The organism is Burkholderia territorii (genome assembly GCF_902833055.1).
Classification (GTDB): domain Bacteria; phylum Pseudomonadota; class Gammaproteobacteria; order Burkholderiales; family Burkholderiaceae; genus Burkholderia; species Burkholderia territorii.
In genome coordinates, this window is sequence record NZ_CADFEJ010000023.1 from 1 (window position 1) to 13,623 (window position 13,623).

General features: G+C 64.5%; 13 protein-coding genes. 8 read left to right on the top strand and 5 right to left on the bottom strand.

The genetic code is table 11. The features are described 5' to 3' along the window. Positions 1-122 (top strand): transposase (locus HW466_RS26790; RefSeq protein ID WP_166966332.1); only part of this gene is annotated, 122 nt, incomplete at its 5' end. Positions 123-210: 88 nt separating this feature from the next. Here HW466_RS26790 and acnA read toward each other — a convergent pair. The 5 genes from acnA to HW466_RS26815 all read right to left on the bottom strand — a co-directional run bounded on the left by acnA (position 211) and on the right by HW466_RS26815 (position 7,364). Next, entirely contained in the window at positions 211-2,928 is a 2,718-nt protein-coding gene (gene acnA / locus HW466_RS26795; protein WP_059450783.1) for an aconitate hydratase AcnA, read from the bottom strand. Between the two features lie 47 nt (positions 2,929-2,975). After that, positions 2,976-4,427 (bottom strand): bifunctional 2-methylcitrate dehydratase/aconitate hydratase, encoded by a 1,452-nt coding sequence (locus tag HW466_RS26800; protein WP_060260225.1) that lies wholly within the window; start codon positions 4,425-4,427, stop codon positions 2,976-2,978. A 28-nt stretch (positions 4,428-4,455) separates the two neighbouring features. Continuing rightward, positions 4,456-4,965, bottom strand: a complete 510-nt coding sequence (locus tag HW466_RS26805; protein ID WP_059506345.1) for a hypothetical protein — start codon at positions 4,963-4,965, stop codon at positions 4,456-4,458. A 223-nt stretch (positions 4,966-5,188) separates the two neighbouring features. Further along, a complete protein-coding gene (locus tag HW466_RS26810; RefSeq protein WP_151004030.1) occupies positions 5,189-6,193 on the bottom strand; it encodes an HpcH/HpaI aldolase/citrate lyase family protein in 1,005 nt (334 codons plus the stop codon). A 184-nt stretch (positions 6,194-6,377) separates the two neighbouring features. Then, positions 6,378-7,364, bottom strand: coding sequence for a malate dehydrogenase (locus HW466_RS26815; protein WP_006487742.1), 987 nt, complete (start codon positions 7,362-7,364; stop codon positions 6,378-6,380). 288 nt (positions 7,365-7,652) lie between these two features. Here HW466_RS26815 and HW466_RS26820 point away from each other — a divergent pair, with 288 nt between their 5' ends. From HW466_RS26820 to gltA, 7 genes are all read left to right on the top strand, one after another. Next, on the top strand, positions 7,653-8,477 hold the full coding sequence (locus HW466_RS26820) for a GntR family transcriptional regulator (protein ID WP_059450787.1): 825 nt from the start codon (positions 7,653-7,655) through the stop codon (positions 8,475-8,477). Between the two features lie 171 nt (positions 8,478-8,648). Beyond that, positions 8,649-9,065, top strand: coding sequence for a succinate dehydrogenase, cytochrome b556 subunit (sdhC, locus tag HW466_RS26825; protein ID WP_059450788.1), 417 nt, complete (start codon positions 8,649-8,651; stop codon positions 9,063-9,065). A gap of 4 nt (positions 9,066-9,069) precedes the next feature. Next, the gene (gene sdhD, locus HW466_RS26830) at positions 9,070-9,438 is read left to right on the top strand and encodes a succinate dehydrogenase, hydrophobic membrane anchor protein (protein WP_006399546.1); all 369 of its coding nucleotides are present in this window, start codon (positions 9,070-9,072) and stop codon (positions 9,436-9,438) included. A gap of 3 nt (positions 9,439-9,441) precedes the next feature. Then, positions 9,442-11,217, top strand: coding sequence for a succinate dehydrogenase flavoprotein subunit (gene sdhA, locus HW466_RS26835; protein WP_059450789.1), 1,776 nt, complete (start codon positions 9,442-9,444; stop codon positions 11,215-11,217). Positions 11,218-11,238: 21 nt separating this feature from the next. After that, positions 11,239-11,940: a succinate dehydrogenase iron-sulfur subunit gene (locus tag HW466_RS26840; protein WP_011658352.1), complete on the top strand. Its 702-nt coding sequence runs from the start codon at positions 11,239-11,241 to the stop codon at positions 11,938-11,940. Between the two features lie 8 nt (positions 11,941-11,948). Continuing rightward, the gene (locus HW466_RS26845; RefSeq protein ID WP_059450790.1) at positions 11,949-12,221 is read left to right on the top strand and encodes an FAD assembly factor SdhE; all 273 of its coding nucleotides are present in this window, start codon (positions 11,949-11,951) and stop codon (positions 12,219-12,221) included. 66 nt (positions 12,222-12,287) lie between these two features. After that, positions 12,288-13,589, top strand: coding sequence for a citrate synthase (gene gltA, locus HW466_RS26850; RefSeq protein WP_059450791.1), 1,302 nt, complete (start codon positions 12,288-12,290; stop codon positions 13,587-13,589). Positions 13,590-13,623 lie beyond the last annotated feature (34 nt).

Here is a 13,623-nt window from a genome sequence, read left to right on the forward strand (position 1 = left end):
CCAGCGTCGTCGAAGGCATCAACAACACCATTAAGGTCATCAAGCGTCGGGCCTACGGGTACCGCGACGAGGAATACTTCTTCCTCAAAATCCGCGCCGCGTTCCCCGGTAATCCTCGATGAACCTAAAAAAAGCCCGACACGAGGCCGGGCTTCCAAATCGGCCGCAACCGCCCGCGAGGCGGCTGCGGCACCTGCAAAAGCAGGGCGCTTACGCTGCGAGCAGCGAGCGCAGCACGAACGGCAGGATCCCGCCGTGCTTGTAGTAGTCGACTTCGATCGGCGTATCGATGCGCAGCAGCACCGGCACGCGGGTCGTTTCGCCGTTCTTGCGGTGGATCACCAGCGTGACGTCCTGCTGCGGCTTGAAGTCGTCGCCGAGGCCTTCGATGTCGTAGGTCTCCTCGCCGGTGATGCCGAGCGACTGGACGCTGTCCGCGCCCTTGAACTGCAGCGGCAGCACGCCCATGCCGACCAGGTTCGAGCGGTGGATCCGCTCGAAGCTGCGTGCGATCACGGCCTTCACGCCGAGCAGTTGCGTGCCCTTCGCGGCCCAGTCGCGCGACGAGCCCGTGCCGTACTCTTCGCCCGCGAACACGACGGTCGGCGTGCCGGCGTCGACATACTTCATCGCCGCATCGTAGATCGACAGCTGTTCGCCGCTCGGCTGATGAATCGTCAGGCCGCCTTCGACACGCGTGCCGTCTGCCTTCGCCGGGATCATCAGGTTCTTGATCCGCACGTTCGCGAACGTGCCGCGCATCATCACGTCGTGGTTGCCGCGGCGCGAGCCGTAGCTGTTGAAGTCGGCCTTCTGCACGCCGTTTTCCTTCAGCCACTTGCCTGCCGGCGAGTCTTCCTTGATCGAGCCTGCCGGGCTGATGTGGTCGGTCGTGACCGAGTCACCGAAGATGCCCAGTGCGCGCGCGCCCTTGACCGTCGGGATCGAAGCGGCCGGCTCCATCGAGAAGTCGTTGCCGAAGAACGGCGGCTCGGCGATGTAGGTCGACTTCGGCCAGTCGTAGACCTGGCCCGTTTCGCCCTCGATCTTGCTCCAGAGGTCGCCCTTCTTGGTCAGCTTCGAGTAGTTGTCCTCGAACTTCTTCGGATCGAGCGCGAACTTGAGCAGCGCGTGGATTTCCTCGCTGGTCGGCCAGATGTCGCCGAGGTAGATGTCGTAGCCGTCCTTGCCCTTGCCGACCGGCTCGGTCATCAGGTCGCGCGTGATGTTGCCGGCGATCGCGTAGGCGACGACCAGCGGCGGCGACGCGAGGAAGTTCGCGCGGATGTTCGGGTGAATGCGCGCTTCGAAGTTGCGGTTGCCCGACAGCACCGCGGCCGCGACGATGTCGTTCTTCGTGATCGCTTCGTTCAGCTCCGGCGTCAGGTCGCCCGCGTTGCCGATACAGGTCGTGCAGCCGTAGGCGGCCACTTCGAAACCGAGTTTTGCGAGGTAGGGCAGCAGGCCCGTCTTCGTCAGGTATTCGGTGACGATGCGCGATCCCGGCGCAAGCGACGTCTTGATGTGCGGCGCGACGGTCAGGCCGGCTTCGACGGCCTTCTTCGCGAGCAGGCCGGCGGCCAGCAGCACGCTCGGGTTCGACGTGTTCGTGCACGACGTGATCGCGGCGATCAGCACGTCGCCGTTCTTCACGTCGACGCCATTGCTCGTCGTGTACTGCGCGTTCAGGTCTTCCGCCTTCTTCGCGAAGCCGTTTTCCGCGACCGGCTTCGAGAACAGCTCGGTGAACGTCGACTTCACGTTGCCGATCTCGATGCGATCCTGCGGGCGCTTCGGGCCGGCCAGCGACGGCGCGACCGTTGCGAGATCGAGCGTCACCGTCTTCGTGTAGTCGATGTCGCCGGCCTTCGGAATGCCGAACAGATTCTGTGCCTTGAAGTAGTTCTCGAACGCGGCGATTTCCGCCTTCGTGCGGCCCGTGCCTTCGAAGTATTCGATGGTCTTTTCGTCGACCGGGAAGAAGCCCATCGTCGCGCCGTATTCCGGCGCCATGTTGCCGATCGTTGCGCGATCCGGCAGCGACAGCGACTTCGTGCCTTCGCCGAAGAACTCGACGAACTTGCCGACGACCTTCTCCTTGCGCAGCATTTCGGTGATCGTCAGCACCAGGTCGGTGGCCGTCACGCCTTCGCGCAGCTTACCCTTCAGCTCGACGCCGACGACGTCCGGCGTCAGGAAGTACACCGGCTGGCCGAGCATGCCGGCTTCCGCCTCGATGCCGCCCACGCCCCAGCCGACCACGCCGATGCCGTTGATCATCGTCGTGTGGCTGTCCGTGCCGACGAGCGTGTCCGGGTAGTACACGGTGTCACCGCCATCCGCCTTCTTGTGGACGCCGCGCGCGAGATACTCGAGGTTCACCTGGTGGACGATGCCGACGCCCGGCGGCACGACCTTGAACGTATCGAACGCCTGCATGCCCCACTTCATGAACTGATAGCGCTCGTTGTTGCGCTGGAATTCCAGCTTCATGTTCAGGTCGAGCGCGTCCTTCTGGCGGAAGTAGTCGATCTGGACCGAGTGGTCGACGACGAGATCCACCGGCACCAGCGGCTCGATCTTCTTCGGGTTCTTGCCCGAGCGCTCCGCCACACCACGCATGGCCGCGATGTCGGCGAGCAGCGGCACGCCCGTGAAGTCCTGCAGCACGACGCGCGACACCACGAACGGAATCTCGTCGACACGCTTCGCGGTCGGCTTCCAGTTCGCGAGCTGCTCGATGTGTTCCTCGGTGATCTTCTTGCCGTCGTAGTTGCGCAGCACGGACTCGAGCACGATACGGATCGACACCGGAAGGCGTTCGATCTTCGTCTTCAGTTCCTTGCCGAGCTGCGGCAGCGAGTAGAACTTGCCTTTGCCGGAACCGCTGTCGAATTCCTTGAGGGTCTTGTGGAGATTGTGGGCCATGGTGATTTTCCTGGGTTTAAGGCTAGGAAACAAACAGTGCTGTACGGCTATATCACATACAAGTCGACGTACTCATCGACCGGCATCGCTTCGAGCTTTGCCTGGTCCAGCGACACGTCGAGAATCGCTTGTTGCTGCTTTGCCGGGAAGCGGCGGGCGAGGTTGGTCCTGAACTTCTCGACCAGCAGCGGGATGCCCTCCGCACGGCGTCGCCGATGGCCGATCGGGTATTCGACCGCCACTTCGGCGAGTTTCGACCCGTCCGCGAATTCGATCGTCAGCGCGTTCGCGATCGATCGTCTGGCCGGGTCATGGTAATCCTTCGTGAACTGCGGATCCTCGACGCACACGGTTTTCGCGCGCAGTGCGTCGATGCGCGGATCGGCGGCGACCGCGTCTTCGTAATCGGCCGCGCTCAGCCGGCCGAACAGCAGCGGCACGGCCACCATGTACTGGATGCAGTGGTCGCGGTCGGCCGGATTGGCGAGCGGCCCCTGCTTGTCGATGATGCGGATCGCGGCCGCGTGCGTGCGGATCGTGATCCGGCTGATGTCGTCGGTCGTGCGGCCCGCCGCGGCCAGTTGCGCGTGCAGCTGCAGCGCGGCTTCGGCGGCCGTCTGCGCGTGAAATTCCGCGGGGAACGCGATCTTGAACAGCACGTTCTCCATCACGTACGTGCCGTACGGGCGCTGGAAGCGGAACGGCTGGCCGTCGAACAGCACATCGTAGAAGCCCCAGGTTTTCGCGGTGAGCGCCGACGGGTAGCCCATTTCACCCGTTTTCGCGATCAGCGCGAGGCGCACCGCGCGGGATGTGGCGTCGCCGGCCGCCCACGACTTGCGCGAGCCGGTGTTCGGCGCGTGGCGGTACGTGCGCAGCGCGTGGCCGTCGACGAATGCGTTGGATACCGCGTTGATCAGCTCGTCGCGCGTGAGGCCGAGCAGGCGGCCGACGACGGCCGTCGACGCGACCTTGACGAGCAGCACGTGGTCGAGGCCGACCGCGTTGAACGAATTCTCGAGCGCGAGGCAGCCCTGGATCTCGTGCGCCTGGATCATCGCGACGAGCACGTCGCGCATGGCAAGCGGCCGCCTGCCGGCTGCGACGGCCGTGCGGGACAGCCAGTCGGCCGTCGCCAGGATGCCGCCGAGGTTGTCGGACGGATGGCCCCATTCGGCGGCGAGCCAGGTATCGTTGAAGTCCAGCCACCGGATCATCGCGCCGATGTCGAAAGCGGCCTTGACCGGATCGAGCTGGAAGGACGTGCCGGGCACCTTCGCGCCGTTCGGCACGATCGTGCCGGGCACGACCGGGCCGAGCAGCTTGGTGCAGGCAGGGTAGGACAGCGCCTCGAGTCCGCATCCGAGCGTGTCGATCAGGCAATGACGCGCCGTCTCCAGCGCGAGCGCGCTGTCGATTCCGGTGTTCAGCACGTAGTCGACGATATCGACGAGTACCGTATCCGGAGCGGGGCGGACGTTGGAGACCGAGGCGGACATCGAGGGCCCTGGGAGCGTGAAGACGCGCTTAGTTCGTTGCCGGCTTCAACTCGTTCGATTGCGTCGGAGCCGGCGTGCCTTGCGCCATTTCCGGCGTCACGCATTCGTCGGCGAGACGCTCGCCGCCGTTGGCGTCGCTGAACAGCATCGCCTTGCTCGGGATCACGACCAGCTTGAAGCCAGCGGCCGGATCGTAGAACGTGTCGGCGCCCGTCGTCGTGGCCTGACGCGGCAGCTTGTAGTTCTTCTTCGCCCAGTGAACCGTGACGACCTGGTCACGCTTCATGTCGCCGGCCAGGTCGAACGACAGGCCGTCCTTGCACGACCACTTGACCGCGCCGTCCGGCACCGGATCGACCTTGGCCGCTGCGCGCGCCTGCGCCTTCTTGCTGCGCGGGATGATGCGCTTGGCCGGCGCCGGGCGCTTGGCCGCCTTCTTCGCGGTCGTTGCCGTACCCTGGGCGAACGCGCTCGGAGCCGACACCAGCATCGTGGCGGACAACGCGCCGATGGCGGTAGCGATCAGGAGTTTCTTCATGGAGTCAGAACCTTTCGATAATCAGTTGACAAGGGCCGGCGGCAAACACCGTCGGCCGGTTTGAAACTGCACGCGCCCCGGAAGCGCGCAGCGGCCGCTATTTTCACCTATTTGGCCGCGCATATTTCAGGTTTTCGGGCTCCGTTACGTTTTTTGTCGTTTCGCAAACCTGTCTCGGGTTCACGCTCCGGTGATTCGATGAAATGCGTGTGTCGGCGCGCGCTCACCGCGCGTCTCCGGCGGCCGGGCCGAACAGCGGCGCGGCCTCGGCCGGCACCGGCTGGCCGGTCGCCCGTGCGCGGCGCAGCACCGACCAGTAATAGCGGTAGCTCGCGCGGTCGTGCAGTGTATCGCCGTGGCGCGTCGGGCCCCAGTCGGCGGCCTGTGCGGCCAGCAGGATCTCGGCGGCGAGCGCGACTTCGTCGGTGCGCGGCGCGAACGCGTCGACGATCGGGCGAATCTGCGCGGGATGGATGCTCCACATCCGCGTGAACGCGAACTCGTCGCGCGCGCGGCGTGCGTCGCCGGCGACGACGCCCATGTCGCGCACTTCCGTCGTCACGTTGTGCGACGGCGTCTTGCCGTGCGCGTGGCAAGCCGCCGCGATTTCCAGCTTCGCGCGGCGCACGAGCGGGTGGTCGAACTGGCCGGGCGAGCGCATCGCCGTATCGGGAATCGCGCCGTGATGCGCGGACACGAAGTCCATCAGCCCGAAGCTGAGCGTGCCGACCAGCGGCAGCGCGGCGAGCGCGGCCGCCTGCGCGAGCGCGCCGTGCGTCTCGACCAGCACGTCGACCGGAATCGGCTGCGCGAGGCCGAGCTCGCGGCGCGTGCCTTCGATGAACGCGATCATTTCGGCCGCGTCGGCGGCGTTGGCGATTTTCGGGAGCGTGACGTAGGCCGGTGCGCGCGCGGCGCGCAGCACGATGCGCACGTCGTCGCGCCAGTGGGGATGGGAAAAGTCGTGGATGCGGACGCCGACCCGCCCGAAGCGGTTTTCGGCGCTGCCGAGGATGTCGGCGACGAGCTGCGCGTGCGCGGCTTCCTGGCCGACGGACGCGCCGTCCTCGCAGTCGAGCGTGATGTCGAACACCGGGCCGAGTTCGGCCTGGAGCGCGAGCGACTTGCGCATCAGCTTCTCGCTGCCCGCGTAGTGATCGCAGCATGGCAGGATCGCGGGCGGGGACGCCCCGTCGTACAGCACTTGTGCAGGAGTGAGCGCGGACATCTCTTCTACGTCAAGGAAGCGGGCAACGTGGAGAAAATCGGATTCGGGCGCATTCTGGGCCGGCGCGCGGGGCGCGTCGAGCGGCAAAACGTGCCCGGATCGGATCGGGCGGCGGGGCCGGCTGCAGGCCCGCCGCCCATGCCGTGACCGGACCGCCCGGAGGCGGCCCGGCCATGCAGCCTGCTTAGTTCTTCAGCAGGTGAGCGACGCCGTCGCGCTCTTCGAGCAGTTCGGCCAGCGTGCCGTCCATCTTCTCGCGCGAGAATGCGTCGATCTCGAGGCCTTCGACGCGCTTGTATTCGCCGTTTTCGCACGTGACGGGCACGCCGTAGATGATGTCTTCGGGGATGCCGTACGAGCCGTCCGACGGGATGCCCATCGTGACCCACTTGCCGTTCGTGCCGAGGACCCAGTCACGCACGTGGTCGATCGCCGCGTTCGCTGCCGACGCTGCCGACGACAGGCCGCGCGCTTCGATGATCGCCGCGCCGCGCTTGCCGACGGTCGGGATGAACGTGTCGCGGTTCCACACGTCGTCGTTGATCAGCTTCAGCAGCGACTCGCCTTCGGCGGTCGCGAAGCGGAAGTCGGGGTACATCGTCGGCGAGTGGTTGCCCCACACGGCGAGCTTCTCGATCGATGCGACCGGCTTGCCCGACTTCGCCGCGAGCTGCGACAGCGCGCGGTTGTGGTCGAGGCGCAGCATCGCCGTGAAGTTCTTCTTCGGCAGATCCGGTGCCGACTTCATCGCGATGTACGCGTTGGTGTTCGCCGGGTTGCCGACGACCAGCACCTTCACGTCGCGGCTCGCGACTTCGTTCAGCGCGGCGCCCTGGACCGTGAAGATCTCGGCGTTCGCCGACAGCAGGTCCTTGCGCTCCATGCCCTTCGAGCGCGGACGTGCACCGACCAGCAGCGCGACGTCTGCATCCTTGAATGCAACCTTCGGATCGTCGGTGATCACGACGCCCGCGAGCAGCGGGAACGCGCAATCGTCGAGTTCCATCACGACGCCTTTGACGGCGGCTTGGGCTTGCGGGAGGTCGAGCAGTTGCAGGATGACCGGCTGGTCCTTGCCGAGCAGGTCGCCGTTCGCGATGCGGAACAGCAGGGAGTAAGCGATTTGACCTGCGGCGCCGGTGACGGCAACGCGCTTTGCGGGCTTAGCCATTGAAAATCTCCAGGACGGGTGAAGCGGTGGACGCTAGGCAAAACGCCATTCTATGCGCGTTACGCGAAGCGTTGCATTGAAGCAGGGCGGAGGACTCGCGAAAGGCAGACGCGGTGAACCTGGAGACGGCCGTGGCACGTAGCCGGGGACGCGTTTTGCACCCGCGAACCCTTGCTCGCCCCGGAGTGTAGGAGCCGGCGGGCCCAAAGTCAAACGGTATCATATGTCTTATATAAGACAGATGTTTTGCGGAATTTGAGTGGACGGAAAAGCGCGGTTTGTGATGAAATGCGCGCCATGACATCGAACCAGGCGAACAACGCGAATCCGACCGGCGCAGGCGGCCCAGGGCAGCCGGGCGCGGCCGATTCCGTGCCGGCGCCTGCCGCGTCGCCGTCGCCCACCTTCAGTCCGTTATACCAGCAGATCAAGTCGTTGATCACGCAAAGCCTGGAATCCGGCGAATGGAAGCCGGGCGAGATCATTCCGAGCGAAGTGGAGCTCGCGGCCCGTTACAAGGTCAGCCAGGGCACCGTTCGCAAGGCGATCGACGAACTGGCCGCCGAAAACCTCGTGGTCCGGCGCCAGGGCAAGGGTACTTTTGTTGCAACGCACAACGAAGATCGCGCGCAGTTCCGCTTTCTGCGGCTGCTCGCCGACGACGGTGCCGAGCACCCGCACGTGAGCCGCCTGCTCGAATGCCGGCGCCTGCGTGCGCCGGCCGAGATCGCGCGGCAGCTCGACCTGAAGCCGGCCGACCCGGTCGTGCAGGTGCGCCGCCTGCTGGAGTTCGAGAACGAAGCGACGGTGCTCGACGAGATCTGGCTGCCGGGCGCGATGTTCCGCGGGCTCACGTTCGAGCGGCTGAGCGAGTACAAGGGGCCGCTCTACGCGATGTTCGAGACGGAATTCGGCACGCGGATGATCCGCGCGACGGAGAAGATCCGCGCGGTGGCGGCGGAGCCGGCGGTGGCCGACCTGCTGCACGTGCCGGCGGGTTTCCCTTTGCTGTCGGTCGAGCGCGTGTCCTATACATACGGAGACCGGCCGGTGGAAGTGCGGCGCGGATGGTATGTCACGACCGGGTATTACTATCACAATGACCTGAGCTGACGACGTATCGGCACAGGCATGCGTGCATGCGCGTTTCCCACGCTCGCGTAGCACGTTTCGGGCCGCCTTTATTCCCGTTCGCGTAATGATCCAGAGCAGACTTTCGCTGCAGCGCGATATAAAAAGGCGCTAAAATCGCGGATTAGTGTGACAACATAGTAGGGGTCTAGCATGACTGACGCAGTAAGAAAGCCGAGGCCGGAATACCGGAACATCGGAATCGGCGACATCACGTTGAAATATCGCATGCCCCTGGCGGCGATATTGTCGATTCTCCATCGTATCAGCGGCGCGCTGCTGTTCCTGTTCCTGCCGTTCCTGCTGTTCCTCTTCGATCAGAGCCTCACCTCCGAGCTCAGCTTCGAAGTCTTCAAGGCTTTCCTCTCCAACATCGTCGTCAAGCTGATCGTCCTCGCGTTGTCCTGGGCGTTCCTCCACCATTTCTGCGCCGGCATTCGCCACCTGCTGATGGACGTCAACCACGACGCCGTCTCGAAGGAAGGCGGCAAGCGGACGGCCGTCGTCGTCTTCGTCGTCTCGATCGCGCTGACGATCGCCATGGCACTCAAACTGTTCGGAGCATTCTAAGAAAATGGCAGCCAACAACCGAATCGGCTCGAAGCGCCTCGTCGTCGGCGCTCACTACGGCCTGCGCGACTGGCTCGCGCAGCGCGTCACCGCCACGATCATGGCGGTCTACACGGTCATTCTGCTCGTGCTGTTCTTCGGCGCGCATGACTTCTCGTACGAAGGCTGGGCATCGATCTTCTCCGCGCAATGGATGAAGCTCGCGACCTTCGTGACGCTGCTCTCCCTCTTCTACCACGCATGGGTCGGCGTGCGCGACATCTGGATGGACTACGTGAAGCCCGTCGGTGTGCGCCTGCTGCTGCAATCGCTGACCATCGTCTGGCTGCTCGCATGTGCGGGCTACGCCGCGCAGATTCTCTGGAGAGTGTAAAGAATGGCTGCAATCAAAACTTCCCTGCCGCGCCGCAAGTTCGACGTGGTGATCGTCGGCGCGGGCGGCTCGGGCTTGCGCGCAGCGCTGCAACTGTCGCGCGCGGGCCTGTCGGTCGGCGTGCTGTCGAAGGTGTTCCCGACCCGTTCGCACACGGTGGCCGCACAGGGCGGCATCGGCGCGTCGCTCGGCAACATGAGCGAAGACAACTGGCATTTCCACTTCTACGACACGATCAAGGGTTCCGACTGGCTCGGCGACCAGGACGCGATCGAGTTCATGTGCCGCGAAGCACCGAACGTCGTGTACGAGCTGGAGCACTTCGGCATGCCGTTCGACCGTAACGCGGACGGCACGATCTACCAGCGTCCGTTCGGCGGCCACACCGCGAACTACGGCGAGAAGCCCGTCCAGCGCGCTTGCGCGGCCGCCGACCGTACCGGTCACGCGCTGCTGCACACGCTGTACCAGCAGAACGTCGAAGCGAAGACGCAGTTCTTCGTCGAATGGATGGCGCTCGACCTGATCCGCGACGCCGACGGCGACGTGCTCGGCGTGACGGCCCTCGAGATGGAGACGGGCGACGTCTACATCATGGAAGGCAAGACGACGCTGTTCGCGACGGGCGGCGCCGGCCGGATCTTCGCGGCATCGACCAACGCGTTCATCAACACCGGCGACGGCCTCGGCATGGCCGCGCGCTCGGGCATCGCGCTGCAGGACATGGAGTTCTGGCAGTTCCACCCGACCGGCGTGGCCGGCGCGGGCGTGCTGATCACCGAAGGCGTGCGTGGCGAAGGCGGCATCCTGCGCAACTCGAACGGCGAGCGCTTCATGGAGCGCTATGCACCGACGCTGAAGGACCTGGCGCCGCGTGACTTCGTGTCGCGTTCGATGGACCAGGAAATCAAGGAAGGCCGTGGCGTCGGTCCGAACAAGGATCACGTGCTGCTCGACCTGTCGCACATCGGCGCCGAGACGATCATGAAGCGTCTGCCGTCGATCCGCGAAATCGCGCTGAAGTTCGCGAACGTCGACTGCATCAAGGAGCCGATCCCGGTCGTCCCGACGATCCACTACCAGATGGGCGGCATCCCGACCAACATTCACGGTCAGGTCGTCGGCACGTCGCGCGACCACAAGGAACCGGTCAACGGCTTCTACGCAGTGGGCGAGTGCTCGTGCGTGTCCGTGCACGGCGCGAACCGCCTCGGCACGAACTCGCTGCTGGACCTCGTGGTGTTCGGCCGTGCGGCCGGCAATCACATCGTCGAGCACGTGAAGAACCAGAAGGAACACAAGCCGCTGCCGGCCGATGCGGGCGAGTTCTCGCTGGCGCGCCTGAACAAGCTCGACAAGTCGACGTCGGGCGAGTACACGCAGGACGTCGCGAACGACATCCGCGCGACGATGCAGAAGCATGCAGGCGTGTTCCGCACGTCGGCGCTGCTGAAGGAAGGCGTCGACCAGATGGCCGGCCTGAAGGCGCGCGTGGAAAACATCCACCTGAAGGACAAGTCGAAGGTGTTCAACACCGCGCGCGTCGAAGCGCTCGAGCTGGAGAACCTGATCGAAGTCGCCCGCGCGACGATGGTGTCGGCGGAAGCGCGCAAGGAAAGCCGCGGCGCGCACGCGCACAGCGATTACGAACACCGCGACGACGACAACTGGCTGCGCCACACGCTGTGGTACAGCGAAGGCGATCGCCTCGACTACAAGCCGGTTCAAATGAAGCCGCTGACGGTCGACTCCGTGCCGCCGAAGCCGCGCACGTTCTAAGCCGAGTCAAAGGAATCCGAAATGGCAAAACGCATTTTTGAAGTCTACCGCTACGATCCGGACAAGGACGCGGCGCCGCGCATGCAGACGTACGAGCTCGAGATCCAGCATGAGCGCATGCTGCTCGACGCACTGGTCAAGCTGAAGGCCGTGGACGAGACGCTGTCGTTCCGCCGCTCGTGCCGTGAAGGCGTGTGCGGTTCCGACGCGATGAACATCAACGGCAAGAACGGTCTCGCGTGCCTGACGAACCTGAACGACCTGCCGCAGAAGATCGTGCTGCGTCCGCTGCCGGGCCTGCCCGTCGTGCGCGACCTGATCGTCGACATGACGCACTTCTTCAACCAGTATCACTCGATCAAGCCGTACCTGATCAACGACGCGCCGCCGCCGGAGAAGGAACGTCTCCAGTCGCCGGAGGAGCGCGACGAGCTCGACGGCGTGTACGAGTGCATTCTGTGCGCGAGCTGCTCGACGTCGTGCCCGAGCTTCTGGTGGAACCCGGACAAGTTCGTCGGCCCGGCCGGCCTGCTGCAGGCTTACCGCTTCATCGCGGATAGCCGCGACACCGCTACCGGCGAGCGTCTCGACAACCTGGAAGACCCGTACCGTCTGTTCCGTTGCCACACGATCATGAACTGCGTCGACGTTTGCCCGAAGGGCCTGAACCCGACGAAGGCGATCGGCAAGATCAAGGAACTGATGGTCCGTCGCGCGGTTTAAAGTTCGTGATGAGCGACGATTCGCATCAATCCGACCCGCACCGCCGCGCGCGCCTTCGCTGGCGCGCGCGGCGGGGTCTGCTGGAGAACGATATCGTGTTCGAGCGTTTCTTCAGCAGATACGAGCATGACCTCACCGATGCAGACGTAGGCGCGTTGTCGCGCCTGCTCGATCTGAGCGACAACGACCTGATGGACTTGCTCCTCGCGCGCAAGGAACCAGAGGGCGACCTAGACAGCCCGGACGTTCACCGGCTGTTGGAGATGCTGCGCAACGTGTAACGCCAAGGTGTAACGCGCTGCGCCCGTTATCGAATCCCGTTTCTTTATTTCGATTGAGGATGTGCCATGACTCCGTCTGATGTTAAAGCCACGCTATCGTTCAGCGACAACTCGCCGAGCGTCGAAATGCCGATCTACAAGGGCACGATGGGCCCGGACGTGATCGACATCCGCAAGCTGTACGGCCAGACCGGCAAGTTCACTTACGACCCGGGCTTCATGTCGACGGCTTCGTGTAATTCGGCGATCACGTACATCGACGGCGACAAGGGCGAACTCCTGTACCGCGGTTACCCGATCGACAACCTCGCGCAGAATGCCGACTTCCTCGAGTCCTGCTACCTGCTGCTGAAGGGCGAGCTGCCCAACGCGGCGCAGAAGAAGGAATTCGTCGACACGGTCACGAAGCACACGATGGTGCACGAGCAGATGCACTTCTTCTTCCGTGGCTTCCGCCGTGACGCGCACCCGATGGCGATCCTCGTCGCCGCGGTCGGCGCGCTGTCCGCGTTCTACCACGACTCGCTCGACATCAACGATCCGCGTCACCGCGAAGTGTCGGCGATCCGCATGATCGCGAAGCTGCCGACGCTCGTCGCGATGGCATACAAGTACAGCATCGGCCAGCCGTTCGTGTATCCGAAGAACTCGCTGTCGTACAGCGCGAACTTCATGCACATGATGTTCTCGAACCCGTGCGAAGAGTACAAGGTCAACGACGTGCTCGTCCGCGCACTCGACCGTATCCTGATCCTGCACGCCGACCACGAGCAAAACGCATCGACGTCGACGGTCCGCCTGGCCGGCTCGTCGGGCGCGAACCCGTTCGCGTGTATCGCAGCCGGTATCGCATGTCTGTGGGGCCCGGCGCACGGCGGTGCGAACGAAGCCGCGCTGAACATGCTCGAGCAGATCGGTTCGCCGGACAACATCCCCGAATTCATCAAGCAGGTGAAGGACAAGAATTCGGGCGTGAAGCTGATGGGCTTCGGTCACCGCGTGTACAAGAACTACGACCCGCGTGCGAAGCTGATGCGCGAAACGTGCTACGAAGTGCTGAACGAACTCGGCCTGCACGACGACCCGCTGTTCAAGCTCGCGATGCAGCTCGAGAAGATCGCGCTGGAAGACGAATACTTCGTGTCGCGCAAGCTGTACCCGAACGTCGACTTCTACTCGGGTATCGTCCAGCGCGCGCTGGGCATCCCGACGTCGATGTTCACGTGTATCTTCGCGATGGCACGTACGGTCGGCTGGATCGCACAGTGGAACGAAATGATCGCGGATCCGGAACAGAAGATCGGCCGTCCGCGTCAGCTGTTCATCGGCGACACGCCGCGCGAAGCGAAGCCGCTCAACGAACGTTGAGTCGCGCGTGGCGCGAACGGCCGCAAGGCCGCTC

Coding starts and splice junctions, on each gene's coding strand:
- acnA (WP_059450783.1), bottom strand. CDS start 2,928: ATGGCCCACAATCTCCACAAGACCCTCAAGGAATTCGACAGCGGTTCC.
- HW466_RS26800 (WP_060260225.1), bottom strand. CDS start 4,427: ATGTCCGCCTCGGTCTCCAACGTCCGCCCCGCTCCGGATACGGTACTC.
- HW466_RS26805 (WP_059506345.1), bottom strand. CDS start 4,965: ATGAAGAAACTCCTGATCGCTACCGCCATCGGCGCGTTGTCCGCCACG.
- HW466_RS26810 (WP_151004030.1), bottom strand. CDS start 6,193: ATGTCCGCGCTCACTCCTGCACAAGTGCTGTACGACGGGGCGTCCCCG.
- HW466_RS26815 (WP_006487742.1), bottom strand. CDS start 7,364: ATGGCTAAGCCCGCAAAGCGCGTTGCCGTCACCGGCGCCGCAGGTCAA.
- HW466_RS26820 (WP_059450787.1), top strand. CDS start 7,653: ATGCGCGCCATGACATCGAACCAGGCGAACAACGCGAATCCGACCGGC.
- sdhC (WP_059450788.1), top strand. CDS start 8,649: ATGACTGACGCAGTAAGAAAGCCGAGGCCGGAATACCGGAACATCGGA.
- sdhD (WP_006399546.1), top strand. CDS start 9,070: ATGGCAGCCAACAACCGAATCGGCTCGAAGCGCCTCGTCGTCGGCGCT.
- sdhA (WP_059450789.1), top strand. CDS start 9,442: ATGGCTGCAATCAAAACTTCCCTGCCGCGCCGCAAGTTCGACGTGGTG.
- HW466_RS26840 (WP_011658352.1), top strand. CDS start 11,239: ATGGCAAAACGCATTTTTGAAGTCTACCGCTACGATCCGGACAAGGAC.
- HW466_RS26845 (WP_059450790.1), top strand. CDS start 11,949: ATGAGCGACGATTCGCATCAATCCGACCCGCACCGCCGCGCGCGCCTT.
- gltA (WP_059450791.1), top strand. CDS start 12,288: ATGACTCCGTCTGATGTTAAAGCCACGCTATCGTTCAGCGACAACTCG.